17 protein-coding genes are annotated in these 16327 nt (G+C 54.5%); 13 read left to right on the forward strand and 4 right to left on the reverse strand.

Features of this window, described 5'->3' with window-relative positions:
- Positions 1–110 precede the first annotated feature (110 nt).
- From M8Q36_RS09270 to M8Q36_RS09305, 8 genes are all read left to right on the forward strand, one after another.
- Positions 111–524, forward strand: coding sequence for a DNA polymerase III subunit psi (locus tag M8Q36_RS09270; protein WP_249880698.1), 414 nt, complete (start codon positions 111–113; stop codon positions 522–524).
- Entirely contained in the window at positions 493–933 is a 441-nt protein-coding gene (rimI, locus tag M8Q36_RS09275; protein WP_020456459.1) for a ribosomal protein S18-alanine N-acetyltransferase, read from the forward strand. The genes M8Q36_RS09270 and rimI overlap by 32 nt, the downstream gene beginning before the upstream one ends.
- A 12-nt stretch (positions 934–945) precedes the next feature.
- Entirely contained in the window at positions 946–1623 is a 678-nt protein-coding gene (gene yjjG, locus M8Q36_RS09280) for a pyrimidine 5'-nucleotidase (protein ID WP_249880699.1), read from the forward strand.
- Between the two features lie 91 nt (positions 1624–1714).
- The gene (gene prfC / locus M8Q36_RS09285) at positions 1715–3304 is read left to right on the forward strand and encodes a peptide chain release factor 3 (RefSeq protein ID WP_020456461.1); all 1590 of its coding nucleotides are present in this window, start codon (positions 1715–1717) and stop codon (positions 3302–3304) included.
- A gap of 384 nt (positions 3305–3688) precedes the next feature.
- Complete coding sequence (gene osmY / locus M8Q36_RS09290) at positions 3689–4306, forward strand: molecular chaperone OsmY (RefSeq protein ID WP_020456462.1); 618 nt, start codon at positions 3689–3691, stop codon at positions 4304–4306.
- Between the two features lie 130 nt (positions 4307–4436).
- On the forward strand, positions 4437–4598 hold the full coding sequence (locus tag M8Q36_RS09295; protein ID WP_007373037.1) for a DUF1328 domain-containing protein: 162 nt from the start codon (positions 4437–4439) through the stop codon (positions 4596–4598).
- A gap of 120 nt (positions 4599–4718) precedes the next feature.
- Positions 4719–5789, forward strand: a complete 1071-nt coding sequence (locus tag M8Q36_RS09300; RefSeq protein WP_249880700.1) for a patatin-like phospholipase family protein — start codon at positions 4719–4721, stop codon at positions 5787–5789.
- Entirely contained in the window at positions 5786–6568 is a 783-nt protein-coding gene (locus tag M8Q36_RS09305) for a TatD family hydrolase (RefSeq protein WP_249880701.1), read from the forward strand. Before M8Q36_RS09300 ends, M8Q36_RS09305 begins: the two co-directional genes overlap by 4 nt.
- Here the strand turns inward: M8Q36_RS09305 and M8Q36_RS09310 are convergent.
- Both M8Q36_RS09310 and M8Q36_RS09315 read right to left on the reverse strand, forming a co-directional pair.
- On the reverse strand, positions 6557–7420 hold the full coding sequence (locus tag M8Q36_RS09310; RefSeq protein WP_249880702.1) for a YjjW family glycine radical enzyme activase: 864 nt from the start codon (positions 7418–7420) through the stop codon (positions 6557–6559). The genes M8Q36_RS09305 and M8Q36_RS09310 overlap by 12 nt on opposite strands.
- Positions 7392–8942 (reverse strand): YjjI family glycine radical enzyme, encoded by a 1551-nt coding sequence (locus tag M8Q36_RS09315; protein ID WP_249882745.1) that lies wholly within the window; start codon positions 8940–8942, stop codon positions 7392–7394. Before M8Q36_RS09315 ends, M8Q36_RS09310 begins: the two co-directional genes overlap by 29 nt.
- A gap of 255 nt (positions 8943–9197) precedes the next feature.
- Here M8Q36_RS09315 and deoC point away from each other — a divergent pair, with 255 nt between their 5' ends.
- From deoC to deoD, 4 genes are all read left to right on the forward strand, one after another.
- Positions 9198–9977 (forward strand): deoxyribose-phosphate aldolase, encoded by a 780-nt coding sequence (deoC, locus tag M8Q36_RS09320; protein WP_020456467.1) that lies wholly within the window; start codon positions 9198–9200, stop codon positions 9975–9977.
- Between the two features lie 73 nt (positions 9978–10050).
- Positions 10051–11373, forward strand: coding sequence for a thymidine phosphorylase (gene deoA / locus M8Q36_RS09325; RefSeq protein WP_249880703.1), 1323 nt, complete (start codon positions 10051–10053; stop codon positions 11371–11373).
- Positions 11374–11424: 51 nt separating this feature from the next.
- Entirely contained in the window at positions 11425–12648 is a 1224-nt protein-coding gene (gene deoB / locus M8Q36_RS09330) for a phosphopentomutase (RefSeq protein ID WP_020456469.1), read from the forward strand.
- A 63-nt stretch (positions 12649–12711) separates the two neighbouring features.
- Positions 12712–13431 carry a purine-nucleoside phosphorylase gene (deoD, locus tag M8Q36_RS09335; RefSeq protein WP_017457844.1) on the forward strand — a complete coding sequence of 240 codons (720 nt, stop codon included), beginning with the start codon at positions 12712–12714 and terminating at the stop codon, positions 13429–13431.
- A gap of 90 nt (positions 13432–13521) precedes the next feature.
- Here deoD and lplA read toward each other — a convergent pair whose 3' ends face one another.
- Complete coding sequence (gene lplA, locus M8Q36_RS09340) at positions 13522–14538, reverse strand: lipoate--protein ligase (RefSeq protein ID WP_249880704.1); 1017 nt, start codon at positions 14536–14538, stop codon at positions 13522–13524.
- Between the two features lie 49 nt (positions 14539–14587).
- The gene (locus M8Q36_RS09345; RefSeq protein WP_017457846.1) at positions 14588–15232 is read right to left on the reverse strand and encodes a YtjB family periplasmic protein; all 645 of its coding nucleotides are present in this window, start codon (positions 15230–15232) and stop codon (positions 14588–14590) included.
- Positions 15233–15350: 118 nt separating this feature from the next.
- Between M8Q36_RS09345 and serB the strand changes: the two genes are divergently transcribed.
- On the forward strand, positions 15351–16322 hold the full coding sequence (gene serB, locus M8Q36_RS09350) for a phosphoserine phosphatase (protein ID WP_249880705.1): 972 nt from the start codon (positions 15351–15353) through the stop codon (positions 16320–16322).
- The last annotated feature ends 5 nt before the right edge of the window (positions 16323–16327 follow it).

A 16327-nucleotide genomic window follows, 5' to 3' on the forward strand; every position in this document is an offset into this window, starting at 1 on the left:
TTTTATGTATGCCCGTTATCTTACGCGTTGCGTCTTTACTGACAGTGTGTTGATGGCGCAATTTCGTCGAGTTTGTTATATTTGCGCGCCTGATACAGGAGTGTTTCACCATGACTTCCCGACGCGACTGGCAATTACAGCAACTGGGCATTACCCAGTGGGCCTTGCGACGCCCGGCGGCGCTGCAGGGAGAAATTGCTATTTCGCTGCCTGCGCATATCCGGTTGGTGATGGTTTCACCAACTTTGCCGACGCTGAGCGATCCGTTGGTCAGCGACGTGCTGCGCGCGCTAACCGTGACAGAGGATCAAGTCCTCCAGTTGACGCCCGATCGTGTCGCCATGCTACCGCCCGAAAGCCAGTGCAACAGCTGGTGGTTGGGTGTTGAAGCGCAGCAGGCGCTGGCGGGTGCTCAGGTTGCGACGCCGTCGGTTGATGAGCTACGCACAAATCCTGCGGCTCGCGCCGCGTTATGGCAACAAATCTGCGAACATGAACACGATTTCTTCCCTCAGCACGGCTGATTTAGCCCGCGCATACCAAATAGAAACACGGGCGCATGCCTTCCCCTGGAGCGAAAAAACGCTGGCCAGTAATCAGGGCGAACGCTATCTCAACTACCGGTTGATGGTCGGGAATGAAATGGCCGCATTTGCCATTACCCAGGTGGTGCTTGATGAAGCCACGCTGTTTAACATCGCCGTTGATCCGGCCTGGCAGCGTAAAGGGTTGGGGCGTCAGTTGCTGGAACATCTGATTCATGAACTGGAAGCTCGCGACGTGCTGACGCTGTGGCTGGAAGTCCGCGCCTCTAACGTTGGCGCTATCGCACTGTACGAAAGTTTAGGTTTTAACGAAGCGACCATTCGCCGTAACTATTACCCCACTGCCAATGGGCGTGAAGACGCGATAGTGATGGCTTTAGCAATTTAAAAAGGTGATGTAATGAAATGGGACTGGATACTCTTTGATGCTGACGAAACGCTGTTTACCTTTGATGCGTTTGGCGGCTTACAACGGATGTTTCTTGACTATAGCGTGACATTCACCGATCAGGATTTTGCAGAATATCAAGCTGTTAACAAACCGCTATGGGTGGATTACCAGAACGGTGCTATCAGCGCATTGCAGTTGCAGACCCAGCGCTTTCAGAGCTGGTCTGAACGCCTGAACGTCCCTGCTGGTTCGCTTAACGACGCATTTCTGAATGCGATGGCCGAAATCTGCGCACCACTGCCAGGCGCAGTATCATTACTGAACAGCCTGAAAGGCAAAGCGAAACTCGGCATCATCACTAACGGTTTCACCGCCTTGCAGCAAATTCGCCTGGAACGTACCGGTCTTCGCGACTATTTTGATTTATTAGTGATTTCCGAAGAAGTCGGTGTGGCGAAGCCCGATGCGAAGATTTTTGATTACGCGCTGCAAAAAGCGGGTAACCCGGATCGCTCGCGCGTGCTGATGGTTGGCGATACGGCGGAATCCGACATCCTCGGCGGCATTAACGCTGGGCTTTCGACCTGCTGGTTGAATGCGCACGATCGCGCGCTGCCTGAAGGTATCAACCCGACCTGGACCGTCACGTCCCTGAATGAACTGGAGCAACTCCTGTGTAAACATTGATTGTCTGCACTCCGCCGTTGAGTACAATAGCCGCATTTTTCGTATTTCATCGCGAGGCCTCAGGCCGCGCAATTACACAGAAGATTTCATTATGACGTTGTCTCCTTATTTACAAGAGGTAGCAAAGCGCCGCACGTTCGCTATCATCTCGCACCCTGATGCCGGTAAAACCACCATCACTGAAAAGGTGCTGCTGTTCGGACAGGCGATTCAAACCGCCGGTACGGTAAAAGGCCGCGGCTCCAGCCAGCACGCAAAATCCGACTGGATGGAGATGGAAAAGCAGCGTGGTATCTCTATTACCACCTCCGTGATGCAGTTCCCGTATAAAACCAGCCTGGTCAATTTGCTGGATACCCCGGGGCACGAAGACTTCTCCGAAGATACCTACCGCACTCTGACGGCGGTGGACTGCTGCCTGATGGTTATCGATGCGGCAAAAGGGGTTGAAGATCGGACCCGTAAGCTGATGGAAGTCACCCGTCTGCGCGATACGCCGATCCTGACCTTTATGAACAAACTCGACCGTGACATCCGCGATCCGATGGAGCTTCTGGATGAAGTGGAAAACGAGCTGAAGATCGCCTGTGCGCCGATTACCTGGCCGATTGGCTGCGGTAAGTTGTTCAAGGGCGTTTATCACCTTTATAAAGATGAAACCTACCTGTATCAGACAGGGCAGGGGCACACCATTCAGGAAGTGCGCATCGTTAAAGGTCTGAACAACCCGGATCTGGATAAAGCCGTGGGCGAAGATCTGGCACAGCAGCTCCGCGATGAGCTGGAGCTGGTGCAGGGCGCATCGAACGAGTTCGATAAAGAGCTGTTCCTGAGCGGCGAAATCACGCCGGTCTTCTTTGGTACCGCACTGGGTAACTTCGGCGTCGATCATATGCTGGATGGTCTGGTGGAATGGGCGCCTGCGCCAATGCCGCGTAAAACCGATACCCGCGAAGTGAAAGCAGATGATGATAAATTCACCGGCTTTGTCTTTAAAATTCAGGCCAACATGGACCCGAAACACCGCGACCGCGTGGCGTTTATGCGCGTGGTTTCTGGCCGTTATGAAAAGGGCATGAAGCTGCGCCAGGTGCGCACCGGCAAAGATGTGATTATCTCTGATGCCCTGACCTTTATGGCTGGCGATCGCTCGCATGTAGAAGAAGCCTACCCGGGTGACATTATTGGTCTGCATAACCACGGGACGATCCAGATTGGTGACACCTTCACCCAGGGCGAAATGATGAAGTTCACCGGTATTCCGAACTTCGCACCTGAGCTGTTCCGCCGTATTCGCCTGCGTGACCCGCTGAAGCAGAAACAGCTACTTAAAGGCCTGGTTCAGCTTTCAGAAGAGGGCGCGGTGCAGGTGTTCCGTCCTATCGCCAACAACGATCTGATTGTCGGCGCGGTGGGTGTGCTGCAGTTTGACGTGGTGGTTTCCCGTCTGAAGAGCGAATACAACGTGGAAGCGGTGTACGAGTCTGTGAACGTGGCGACAGCGCGCTGGGTTGAAAGCACTGACGTGAAGAAATTTGAGGAATTCAAACGCAAGAACGAAATCCAGCTTGCGCTCGATGGCGGTGATAACCTGACCTACATCGCCCCAACGATGGTAAACCTGAATCTGACACAGGAACGCTATCCGGAAGTGACTTTCCACAAAACTCGCGAGCATTAATCCTTCTGCAGAGCACGGTTTACGCCGTGCTCTGTCACTTCTCCTGTCTAATTAGCCCCTTGCGGATTGTTCTTAAAACCCGTCATTTCGCCTCCATTTGTTCGTTTTTTACCCACCCGGCCATGATTTTTGTCGATTGTGATCTATATTTAACAAAGTGATGACAAATCGGGTGGATAAAAGTCCTGTTCAATGCGTGAAGTAGAGTCTTTTATCCACTCGTTTCTTCACAAAGGAATATTAACAACTGCTTTAGCACGATGTGCGACAGGATTGTAAACGCGCCATTAGTTGCTGAATTGGGTGGTTTTCACCACAGCAGTAGAGCGGCACACGTTGCTGCTTGTGGCCCAAATAGTGGGCAAACCAACAGGAAGAACATCGATGACTATGAAAAAACTGACTATTTCTAAAACTCTGCTGGCCGTAATGCTGGGCTCTGTTCTGGCAAGTGGTTCCGCATTCGCTGCGGAGACTACCACCGACAAAGCGCAAAATGCTGCTTCCAGTGCAGGGGAATCAATCGATAGCTCAATGAATAAAGTCGGTGGTTTCATGGATGACAGCACCATCACCGCGAAAGTCAAAGCGGCGCTGGTGGATCATGAAGACATTAAAAGTACGGACATCTCCGTTAAAACGGACAAAAAAGTGGTCACGCTGAGCGGCTTCGTTGAAAGCCAGGCGCAGGCAGAAAAAGCCGTCTCCGTAGCAAAAGGCGTCGAGGGCGTGGCTTCTGTGAGCGATAAGCTGCATGTGCGTGACGGCAAAAACAAGACCATGAAAGGTTATGCGGGCGATACCGCAACAACCAGTGAAATCAAAGCAAAACTGCTGGCCGACGATGTTGTCCCTTCCCGTAAGGTGAAGGTTGAAACCACCGATGGCGTGGTGCAGTTGTCCGGTACCGTAGATTCACAGGCACAAAGTGAACGCGCTGAAAGTATCGCCAAAGCAATCGACGGCGTTAAAAGCGTGAAGAACGATCTCAAAGTGAAGTAACTAATCCTGAAAACGTCACTACCCGGTGTAAGCCGGGTATGACAAGTACGTACCAGGAAAAACATCGCCGGTGGGCATCCTGAGCGCTCACCTTAAGCGGTTGAAATTAACTATGGTAAAGGAGAGTTTTATGTTTCGTTGGGGCATTATATTTCTGGTTATCGCGTTAATTGCCGCCGCACTGGGCTTTGGTGGTCTTGCGGGTACGGCAGCAGGAGCCGCGAAAATTGTCTTTATCGTCGGTATTATCCTGTTCCTCGTCAGCCTGTTTATGGGTCGTCGGCGTCCATAGCGTATTACACGCTTAAATTTCGGTTACATTAAAGCCAGTCCTTGTGACTGGCTTTGCTGTTTCGGCTGCGGGAAAAGTGCGCTACTTTGAGATATTCAGCGCATCAATAAGGAAAGCAGAGTGGGCCAGCATATTCCCGTTACGCTCGGCAACATCGCGCCGCTGGCGTTAAAACCCTTTCGTCCGGGCCGGCTTGCACTCGTATGCGAGGGCGGTGGGCAGCGAGGCATTTTTACCGCCGGGGTTCTGGACGAATTTATGCGTGCAGAATTTAATCCTTTCGATCTCTATTTCGGCAGCTCAGCCGGTGCGCAAAACCTTTCCGCTTATGTCTGCAATCAACCTGGCTACGCACGTAAAGTGATAATGCGCTATACCACGTCGCGGGAATTTTTCAATCCGGTGCGTTTTGTGCGCGGCGGCAATCTTATCGATCTTGACTGGCTGGTTGAATCGACCTCAAGCCAGATGCCGCTGGCAATGGACTACGCCGCGCGGACTTTCGATGCCGGGAAAGCGTTTTATATGTGCGCCTGTCGGCAGGATGATTACTCCGCAGCCTATTTCTCCCCTACTCATCAGACCTGGCTCGATTTGATTCGTGCTTCCAGCGCGATCCCCGGCTTTTATCGTCCGGGCGTGATGCTTGATGGCATTAATTATCTCGACGGCGGTGTCAGTGATGCCATTCCGGTGCAGGAGGCGGCAAAACGCGGCGCGAACACGATTGTGGTGATCCGTACCGTACCGTCACAAATGTACTACACACCCCAGTGGTTCAAACGGATGGAACGCTGGCTGGGAGAGAGCAGCCTGCAATCCTTAATCAATCTGGTGCAGCACCATGAGAAAAGTTACCTGGCGATCCAACGCTTTATCGAAGCACCGCCGGGTAAACTGCGTATTTTTGAAATCTATCCGCCTAAGTTGTTGAAGAGCATGGCGCTGGGCAGCCGTTTACCGGCGCTGCGCGAGGATTATAAAATCGGGCGTTTGTGCGGGCGCTATTTCCTGGCGACAGTGGGCAAATTGCTGGCGGAAACCCCGCCGCTGGTGCGCCACTCGCCAGTTATCGCACCTGCGACGCGTGTTGTTCCACCGGCTGCGGTGGCCAACGACGCGCTGGATACGCCGCTGGTCAGCGTCGTGCAGGCCAACGATTTACCCATCAATAAAGAGGATACGGCGTGAGTTTCCGCTTTACCGATACCCACTGTCATTTCGATTTCCCGCCGTTTGCTGGCGATGAAGCAGCGAGTATCGCCCGTGCGGGCGACGCCGGCGTGGAGCGCATTATTGTTCCGGCGATCGCCGCCCGTTATTTTGATCGCGTTTGCCACTTAGCACGCCAGCATACCGCGCTGTATGCCGCGCTGGGGCTACACCCGATTGTGATTGAAGAGCACAGCGAGGAAAGCCTGCAACGGCTTGAACAGATGCTCGCGGCAAAGCCCGAGAAAGTGGTGGCGATAGGGGAAATTGGCCTCGATCTTTACCGCGACGATCCGCAGTTTGAGCGCCAGCAGCAGGTGTTAGACGCGCAACTAAAATTGGCAAAACGCTTTGATCTGCCGGTGATCCTCCATTCACGCCGCACGCATGACAAGTTGGCGATGCATTTAAAAAAACATGATTTACCTCGCCGTGGCGTGGTACATGGTTTCGCCGGTAGCCTGCAACAGGCGCAGCGCTTTGTTGAACTGGGCTATTGCATCGGCGTGGGCGGCACCATTACCTACCCGCGCGCCAGTAAAACTCGTGACGTAATGGCGCAGTTGCCGCTTTCTGCATTACTGCTGGAAACGGATGCGCCGGACATGCCGCTCAATGGTTTTCAGGGCCAGCCCAATCGGCCAGAGCGTGCCGCACAGGTGTTCGATTCATTGTGCGAGCTACGCCGCGAAGCGCCGGATGCCATCGCGCACGCGCTGCTGGAAAACACGCAGCGGCTCTTTGCGCTACAGATATAGCGCCGGGCGCAGCACGGTTTTCACGCCCCGATCCTGTAGCGCCTGCGCCAGCGGTTCCACATCTTCTGGCGTGGCGCTGCGCCATGTCTGCGCCTCTCCATACACGCCATGGGAATGAAAAGCGTTTAGACGCACTGGCACCTCGCCGAGTTGATGAATAAAGGCGGCCAGCGCATCGATCTGTACCAGATAATCGCTCTGTTCCGGGATCACCAGCAGGCGCAACTCCGCTAACTTCTTCTCTGCCGCCAGTAGCCGCAGGCTGGCTTTCACCTGCACGTTATCCCGTCCGGTGAGAAAACGGTGCCGCGCATTGCCCCAGGCTTTGAGATCGATTATCGCGCCGTCGCAGACCGGCAACAGCTTGCGCCAGCCGGTTTCGCTGAGTAACCCGTTACTGTCCACCAGGCAATTCAGATGGCGCAGTTGCGCGTCATGGCGTAATGCGCAGAACAATGCATGCAAAAAGGGCAGTTGCAGCGTTGCTTCGCCGCCGCTGACGGTGATGCCTTCAATAAACAGCGCCACTTTACGAATCTGCGCCACAACCTGTTCAACCGTCATGCTCTGCGCCATCGGCGTGGCGTGCTGCGGGCACATGCGCAGGCAAGTGTCGCACTGCTCGCAACGCGCAGCGTTCCATTCCACTTGCCCTCCATTAATGGAGAGCGCGTGTTGTGGGCAACCTGCGACACAATCGGCGCAGTGGTTGCAGCGGCCAATGGTCCACGGGTTATGGCAGTTTTTACAGCGCATATTGCAGCCCTGTAAAAACAGTGCCAGCCGGCTGCCTGGCCCGTCCACGCAGGAGAAAGGGAGGATTTTACTGACGAAAGCGCATCTGCTGTTCATGGCTGACCACGCGGGGTTGTCGTTCCAGAATATGCGTGTTACGCGCTGCCTCTTCACCCAGCCAGGTAGTATTGGTGCGTGAGCCTTCGGCACGGAATTTCCTGAGATCTGACAGGCGCACCATGTAACCGGTGACGCGAACCAGATCGTTACCGGCTACGTTAGCGGTGAACTCGCGCATGCCAGCTTTAAACGCACCAAGGCAGAGCTGGACAACGGCTTGCGGGTTGCGTTTCACCGTTTCATCGAGGGTCAAAATATCGCTGATCCCGGCCTGATACCACGCATGATGCGGTGCGACGGCGAGCAGATGGGTAATCGGATCCGGCTCGTCGCCATAAGGCAGCCGCGCGCCTGGCGTGGTGTCGGTGTCGGAGCTAATACCCGATTGCGCATGGAGCATGGCGCGCTGCCGCCAGCCGTGTTTTACCGGCGTGTTTGCCACAAAGCTCGCCAGTTGTTCACTGATGCGATAACCAAGTGCGTTGGCTTGTTCATCTTTGCCGTAGCGTGCGGCGAGACCGGCTTTTTCACAAAGCGTATTGACCGCTTCGGCCAGCCCATACATACCAAACATGGGCACAAAACGGTCGGCAGAAATCAGCCCTTCCTGCACCAGGAAGCTATGCTCAAAGAAGCCGGATTGCTGATACAGAAAATCGCAACGGGCATCGATAATTGCCATTTGCTGCTGGCAATAGTGTGGCAATTGATGGGTGAAAAAATCCTCCAGCGACGCGCTGCGTTCCGCGATCGCTTTCAGATTGAGGCGTACCAGCGTAGTGCCGCCGCCGCCCAGCGGCAGAGAGTTATAGCAACTCACAATGCCATAACCGCCTTTTGTGAAAATATTATCATGCACCGGGCCGTTGGCGATGTGCGGTTTGCTGCACTCGCAGATATTACGCGCCACCTCCAGTAGCAGATCATCCGGCGTAATATCCGGGTCATAGATAAAGGTTAAGTTTGGCGCAACCTGCTTCAGTTCTGCATCAGCGCGTAAAATAGCACGCGTAACCGGAGTGTCGAATGGGCCAATATTGGCATGCATAAAGGCGTCTGGCAGCGTTCTGTCGAGGTAGCGCCAGAAACGTTTTATGCGGATATCGATCTCCTGTTGTGTTAGAATTCTCACATATGGTTGTAGCAGGACATCAAGCTGGCCGAGATAAACAGGCATTGATGTCACTGATGGAACATGGTGGTAGAGGATCGTCAGCAATGAGAGGGCGTCATCAAGATCTTTTGCCCCTTCCAGCTCCAGCCAGGCGGAACCGTTAGCGAGAAATTTAGCGTAATCCGGCAGCACATAACGCGGTTTGTAAGGGGCGTGCCCTTCAAACATATCGCAGATGGCGCCCACATCAAGTGCTGCGCGTGCCGCTTGCGGCAACGCCGGATAGGGCAGGGCGTTTTCCGCTTCCAGCGCCAGGAAGTGGCGTTTTTGTTCCGGTGTGAGTGTTGGGCTGGTAACAATTTGCTGGCAGCGTGACAGCAATAAAGGATCAACAGACGGGGACATCATCGTTCCTCTTATTTCCTTGAGTGATGGCGATGAGTGTACGGAGCCAGCTGTTGGTCGCTTTTGATCCCGTCCCCTGTCAGCGCAATCATTAGTGATGTGAATTTAAAAGTTTGATCAATGTCCCATTATGGTTTTGCAAACGTGAATTTAACTTTCATTAACTGTGATGGGTGTCGAAGTGTGAATGTGGGTTGATGTTAAAATACTAACAAACCCGAACAGAAAACCGGCATTACGCCGTCGGAGAGAATTATGAGTGATTTAACGGCAAGCAGCCTGCGTGCGTTGAAACTGATGGATCTGACCACCCTGAATGATGATGACACCAACGAGAAAGTCATCGCCCTGTGTCATCAGGCAAAAACCCCGGTGGGCAACACCGCCGCCATCTGTATCTACCCGCGTTTTATCCCGATTGCGCGCAAAACCCTGAACGCGCAAGGTACGCCGGATGTGCGTATCGCAACAGTAACCAACTTCCCGCATGGTAATGACGATATCGACATCGCGCTGGCCGAAACGCGCGCGGCCATTGCTTACGGCGCGGATGAAGTTGATGTGGTGTTCCCGTACCGTGCGCTGATCGCCGGTAACGAGCAGGTAGGTTTCGATCTGGTGAAAGCCTGTAAAGAGGCTTGCGCGGCGGCGAACGTGCTGCTGAAAGTGATTATTGAAACCGGTGAGCTGAAAACGGAAGCATTGATCCGTAAAGCGTCTGAAATCGCCATTAAAGCCGGTGCTGATTTCATTAAAACGTCGACCGGTAAAGTGCCGGTAAACGCGACCCCGGAAAGCGCGCGCATCATGATGGAAGTGATTCGCGATATGGGCGTTGAGAAAACCGTTGGTTTTAAACCGGCTGGTGGCGTACGTAGCGCGGAAGATGCGCAGCAGTATCTCGCCATTGCTGACGACCTGTTTGGCGCCGATTGGGCCGATGCCCGTCATTACCGATTTGGTGCCTCCAGCCTGCTGGCAAGCCTGCTGAAAGCGTTGGGCCACGGCGACGGTAAGAGCGCAAGCAGCTATTAATTTGTCATTGCCGGGTAGCGTATTGTTACCCGGCCTCAATGGATTTTCCGGCTTTATTCCTCAGGGGGTTACCTTGTTTCTCGCTCAAGAAATTATTCGAAAAAAACGCGATGGTCTCGCGCTGAGTGATGAAGAAATCCGTTTCTTTATCAACGGAATACGCGATAACACCGTTTCTGAAGGGCAGATTGCTGCTCTGGCAATGACCATTTTCTTCCACGACATGACGATGCCGGAGCGCGTTTCGCTGACCATGGCGATGCGGGATTCAGGCACCGTTCTGGACTGGAAACCGCTCGATCTTAACGGCCCGGTGGTGGATAAACACTCGACCGGCGGCGTGGGCGATGTTACCTCATTGATGCTTGGCCCGATGGTGGCGGCCTGCGGCGGCTATATTCCGATGATTTCCGGGCGCGGTCTTGGTCACACTGGCGGCACGCTCGACAAACTGGAAGCGATCCCGGGGTTTGATATCTTCCCGGAAGATAACCGCTTTCGTGAGATTATTAAGGATGTCGGTGTGGCGATTATCGGCCAGACCAATTCGCTGGCACCGGCGGATAAACGTTTCTATGCCACCCGCGATATCACCGCGACGGTGGACTCTATTCCGTTAATCACCGCTTCTATCCTCGCCAAAAAACTGGCGGAAGGCCTCGATGCGCTGGTGATGGACGTCAAAGTGGGTAGCGGCGCATTTATGCCGACTTACGCCTTGTCTGAACAACTGGCGGAAGCGATTGTTGGCGTTGCCAACGGCGCTGGCGTACGGACTACCGCGCTGCTGACCGATATGAATCAGGTGCTGGCTTCCAGTGCGGGCAACGCGGTAGAAGTACGCGAAGCGGTGCAGTTCCTGACCGGCGAATACCGCAATCCGCGCTTGTTTGACGTCACCATGGCGCTGTGCGTGGAGATGCTTCTCTCCGGCAAACTGGCGAAAGATGACGCTGACGCACGGGCGAAGCTGCAAGCGGTGCTGGATAACGGTAAAGCGGCTGAGGTGTTTGGTCGTATGGTTGCGGCGCAAAAAGGGCCGCACGATTTCGTGGAAAACTACGCCAAATACCTGCCTACCGCGACGCTCAGCAAAGCGGTATATGCCGATGATGAAGGGTTTATCACGGCGATGGATACGCGCGCGCTGGGCATGGCGGTGGTGTCGATGGGCGGTGGTCGTCGCCAGGCGTCGGACACTATTGATTACAGCGTCGGCTTTACCGATATGGTGCGTCTGGGCGAACGCGTTGATGGTCAGCGCCCGCTGGCGGTCATCCACGCCAAAGACGAAGCCAGCTGGCAAGAGGCTGCGCAGGCGGTGAAAGCGGCTATTTCGATGGGCGACAGCGCACCAAAAGAGACACCGACGGTCTATCGCCGCATTACTGAATAGCGGTATACTGATCTGATCGCTTTTTTACAAAGCACAAGGTACGGAGAACATATGAAACGTGCATTTATTATGGTGCTGGACTCTTTCGGCATCGGCGCGACCGAAGACGCGGAGCGCTTTGGCGACGTGGGTTCCGATACCCTCGGTCACATCGCTGAAGTTTGCGCGAAAGGTGAAGCCGACACCGGGCGCAAAGGCCCGCTGAATTTACCCAATCTGACCCGTCTGGGTCTGGCGAAGGCGCACGAAGGCGCAACAGGTTTTATTCCTGCCGGGATGGACGCCAACGCGGAAATCACTGGTGCTTACGCATGGGCGCATGAGCTATCTTCCGGGAAAGATACGCCGTCAGGCCACTGGGAAATCGCCGGTGTGCCGGTGCTGTTCGACTGGGGCTACTTTAGCGACACCGAGAATAGCTTCCCGCAGGAACTGCTGGATAAGCTGGTGAAACGCGCTAATCTGCCGGGTTATCTTGGCAACTGCCACTCGTCCGGTACGGTGATCCTTGACCAGCTCGGCGAAGAGCACATGAAAACCGGCAAGCCGATTTTCTACACCTCTGCCGACTCGGTGTTCCAGATTGCCTGCCACGAAGAAACTTTTGGTCTGGACAAGCTGTATGAGCTGTGCGAAATCGCACGTGAAGAGCTGACCGAAGGCGGCTACAACATTGGCCGCGTGATTGCGCGTCCGTTTGTTGGCGACAAAGCTGGTAACTTCCAGCGCACCGGTAATCGCCATGATCTGGCCGTGGAACCACCGTCAGCCACCGTGCTGCAAAAACTGGTCGAAGAGAAAGATGGTCACGTGGTTTCGGTCGGTAAAATCGCCGATATCTATGCCAACTGCGGCATCACCAAAAAAGTGAAAGCCACCGGCCTGGATGCGCTGTTTGACGCCACCATCAAAGAGATGAAAGAAGCCGGTGATAAGACAATCGTCTTTACCAACTTCGTCGATTTTGACTCATCATGGGGCCATCGTCGCGACGTGGCGGGTTATGCGGCCGGGCTTGAGTTGTTTGACCGTCGCCTGCCGGAACTGATGGAATTGGTTGGCGAAGACGACATTCTGATCCTTACCGCCGATCACGGCTGCGATCCGACCTGGAAAGGCACTGACCACACCCGTGAGCATATTCCGGTGCTGGTCTACGGCCCGAAAGTGAAACCGGGCTCGCTGGGTCACCGTGACACCTTTGCGGATATTGGTCAGACGATTGCGAAGTACTTCGGCGTCTCTGATATGGAATATGGCAAGGCCATGTTCTGATGATTTTGGGCGGGAGCTTCCCGCCCTTTCTGTTTCAACGACAACGACATAAAGGAATTGACGATGGCTACCCCACATATTAATGCAGAAATGGGCGATTTCGCTGACGTAGTGTTGATGCCGGGCGACCCGCTGCGTGCAAAACATATTGCGGAAACTTTCCTCGAAGACTACCGCGAAGTGAACAACGTGCGCGGCATGCTGGGTTACACCGGCACCTACAAAGGCCGCAAAATTTCTGTTATGGGTCACGGTATGGGGATCCCGTCCTGCTCCATCTACACCAAAGAGCTGATCACCGATTTCGGCGTGAAAAAAATCATTCGTGTCGGCTCCTGCGGCGCGGTGCGTATGGACGTGCAACTGCGTGACATCGTTATTGGCATGGGTGCCTGCACCGATTCCAAAGTGAACCGTATGCGTTTCAAAGATCACGATTTCGCAGCGATTGCGGATTTCGATATGGTGCGTAACGCGGTTGATGCGGCAAAAGCACTGGGCGTAGACGCGCGCGTGGGTAACCTGTTCTCCGCCGATCTGTTCTACTCCCCGGACGGTGAAATGTTCGATGTGATGGAAAAATACGGCATCCTGGGCGTGGAAATGGAAGCGGCAGGCATTTACGGCGTAGCGGCGGAATTCGGAGCGAAAGCGTTGACCATCTGCACCGTTTCCGACCATATTCGTACGCACGAGCAGACCACTTCCGCAGAGCGTCAGACCACGTTCAACGACATGATCAAAATTGCGCTGGAATCTGTCCTGCTGGGCGATAAAGCGTAAGTATCTTTTCTAAGGGCAGGTTCTCTGCCCTTTATTTTCAATCAACTTGATCAACTCAATCAGATAGCTGCATTGATCACTTTGATCTATTCACCGCACCGCGCTGGCAATCCATGCGGAAAGTTCGCGAAGCTCTTGTTCCTGTTCCGGAAAATCGACTAATAGCGCATCACACTCCTGCGCCAGCATATCTGCACGGTAAAGGCAGCCCTGCAAACGTGCGGCCAGTGCTTCTAACGGCGCGGGGTTCAGGCTGTCGGTAAACACCTGTGTGCGGGTGATATGCCCTTTTTCCACATCAAAATGGAGCTCCACGCCGCCCCAGGTAAACCGCTCATCCAACAGATGGCTGAATGCCGGTGCCTGGCCGAAATTCCACTCCCAACTGCTCTGGCGGGCAAAGGTTTCGGCAAAATTGGGCAAGTCCGGGGTTTTATCCGGCGAGATAACTTCCGCTGTGACCCGCTCGCCATAGTGGGCGAAGAAGGCTTCGGTGATCGCTTCACAGATTTGCTGATGGGTAATGCCCGGCAGCAGCTCCACCAGGTTCGCCACGCGCCCACGCACAGACGTAATGCCTTTGGCTTGCAGCTTTTTCTTGTCCGGATTGAGGTAATTGGCCAGGCGGCTGAGATCGGCATTCAGCAGCAACGTGCCATGGTGGAAGCCACGATCTTTGGTTTCCCGGTAGGCTGAACCCGATACTTTGCGATCGCCTTCCGCCGTTTTCACCACCAGGTCGTTGCGCCCGGAAGCTTCTGCGGTAACGCCTAGTGAATTCAGTGCATTAAGCACAATCGCCGTGGAGATGGTTTTGTCGTATTCCGGCTTTCCCGCCATGAAAGTGAAACAGGTATTACCGAGGTCGTGAAACACCGCGCCGCCGCCGCTGCTGCGCCTTGCCAGCCGCACGTTATCTTCTTCCATACGGCGGGTATTGCACTCTTTCCACGGGTTTTGCGCCCGCCCAATTACCACCGTATCCGCGTTGCGCCATAAGAACAGCACGCGTTGCGTGGCGGGCATCTGGCGGAAAATGCACTCTTCCACCGCCAGGTTGAACCAGGGATCGTACGAGTCAGAGATAAGCAGACGAAGCGTCGACATAGCAGATTTCCTTTCTATAACCTGTAATTTTTACCGGTAGTGGCCAGAGCTACTCTTTCTTTTGCTGCTCTTCTTCTTCCGGTACGGATTTGTTGGCCGTCAGCAAAAACGGCGACTGCTGCCAGCGCGTGCGTTTGCCCTGCAACAGGGTGCGCGTCAGCACGACGCCAATGGCCAGCGACAGCAGCAACATCAGACGCAAAATATTGGTGGTGTTATCCACCTGTCTGGCTTCTGTCGCCAGCGTGTGCGTATCCAGCGTCAGGCGCAGGTAGCCCAGCGGGCCGCTCTTTCCCTGAATCGGCTCAACAATTTGCTGGTTGAAATAGCCGCCTGCTTTTTTGCCGTCCAGCGCCAGCCTGTCGCGCACATCAATACTTTCGCCGGAGCGCGCGATCAGATCGCCCTGCGCATCGTACACCCCGGCATCCAGAATGCGGCTCTCTTCGGTGAGCTGGCGCAGCACGACGTTGATCCGCTTTTCGTCCGGGGTTTCTGTGCGCATCAGCGGCGTGAGATTCAGCGTCACCTGGCGCGCCAGCGTTCTCGCCAGCTCCTCAAACTGCGGATTGCGCTGGCGCTGATGGTTTTGGCTGAACCAGGATGCGCCCTGCATCAGTGCGACCAGCAGTGCCAGACAGATGAGGACGATTACGGCGCGATGCAGCCGAAATTTAAGTTTTGCGCGAGCCATATTCCACCTGTTGAAAATTTGAGGCTTAATGTTGCCAGAAGCGCTGGTTACAAGGTAGCCTCATGCGTTATTTTCCCCTCCGATGCTTTCTGGCGCGAACGTTTTTACAGGAGCTTTAATGCCTAATAGTTTGACCTGGTGCGATCTGCCCGATGATGTTTCTCAGTGGCCGGGATTGCCGCTCTCTTTAAGTGGTGATGAGGTAATGCCTCTGGACTATCACGCTGGTCGCAGCGGCTGGCTACTGTACGCACGTAATCTGGATAAGCAACGTCTGACGACCTATCAGCGCAAATTGGGTGCAGCAATGGTGATTGTTGCCGCGTGGAGCGTTGACGATTATCAGGTTCTTCGCCTGGCGGGTTCGTTGACGCCGCGCGCGACGCGCTTGGCGCACGACGAAGGTATGGACGTCGCCCCGCTGGGGAAAATCCCGCATCTGCGCTCGCCAGGGCTGCTGGTGATGGATATGGACTCCACCGCCATTCAAATCGAGTGCATTGATGAAATCGCTAAACTTGCCGGCACCGGCGAAATGGTGGCGGAAGTGACCGAACGGGCGATGCGCGGCGAACTCGATTTTGCCGCCAGCCTGCGCAGCCGTGTGGCGACGCTGAAAGGCGCAGACGCCAATATTTTGCTGCAAGTACGGGAAAAACTGCCGTTAATGCCTGGTCTTGTGCAACTAGTGTTGAAGCTGGAAACATTGGGCTGGAAAGTAGCCATCGCCTCGGGCGGCTTTACTTTCTTTGCCGATTACCTGCGCGACAAGCTGCATTTGACGGCGGCAGTTGCCAACGAACTTGAGATCATGGACGGTAAATTCACCGGCCAGGTATTGGGCGAAATCGTGGATGCGCAGTTCAAAGCCAATACGCTGAAGCAACTGGCTGAAAAATATGAAATCGTGCCGGAGCAAACGGTGGCGATTGGCGATGGCGCGAACGATTTGCCGATGATCAAAGCCGCCGGGCTTGGCATCGCGTTTCATGCCAAACCCAAAGTGAATGAGAAGGCGGAAGTCACCATTCGCCACGCCGATCTGATGGGCGTATTTTGTATTCTTTCCGGCAGTATTAATAAGAAGTAGAGGTT

It is taken from the genome of Kosakonia sp. R1.Fl, from assembly GCF_023516815.1.
Classification (GTDB): Bacteria; Pseudomonadota; Gammaproteobacteria; order Enterobacterales; family Enterobacteriaceae; genus Kosakonia.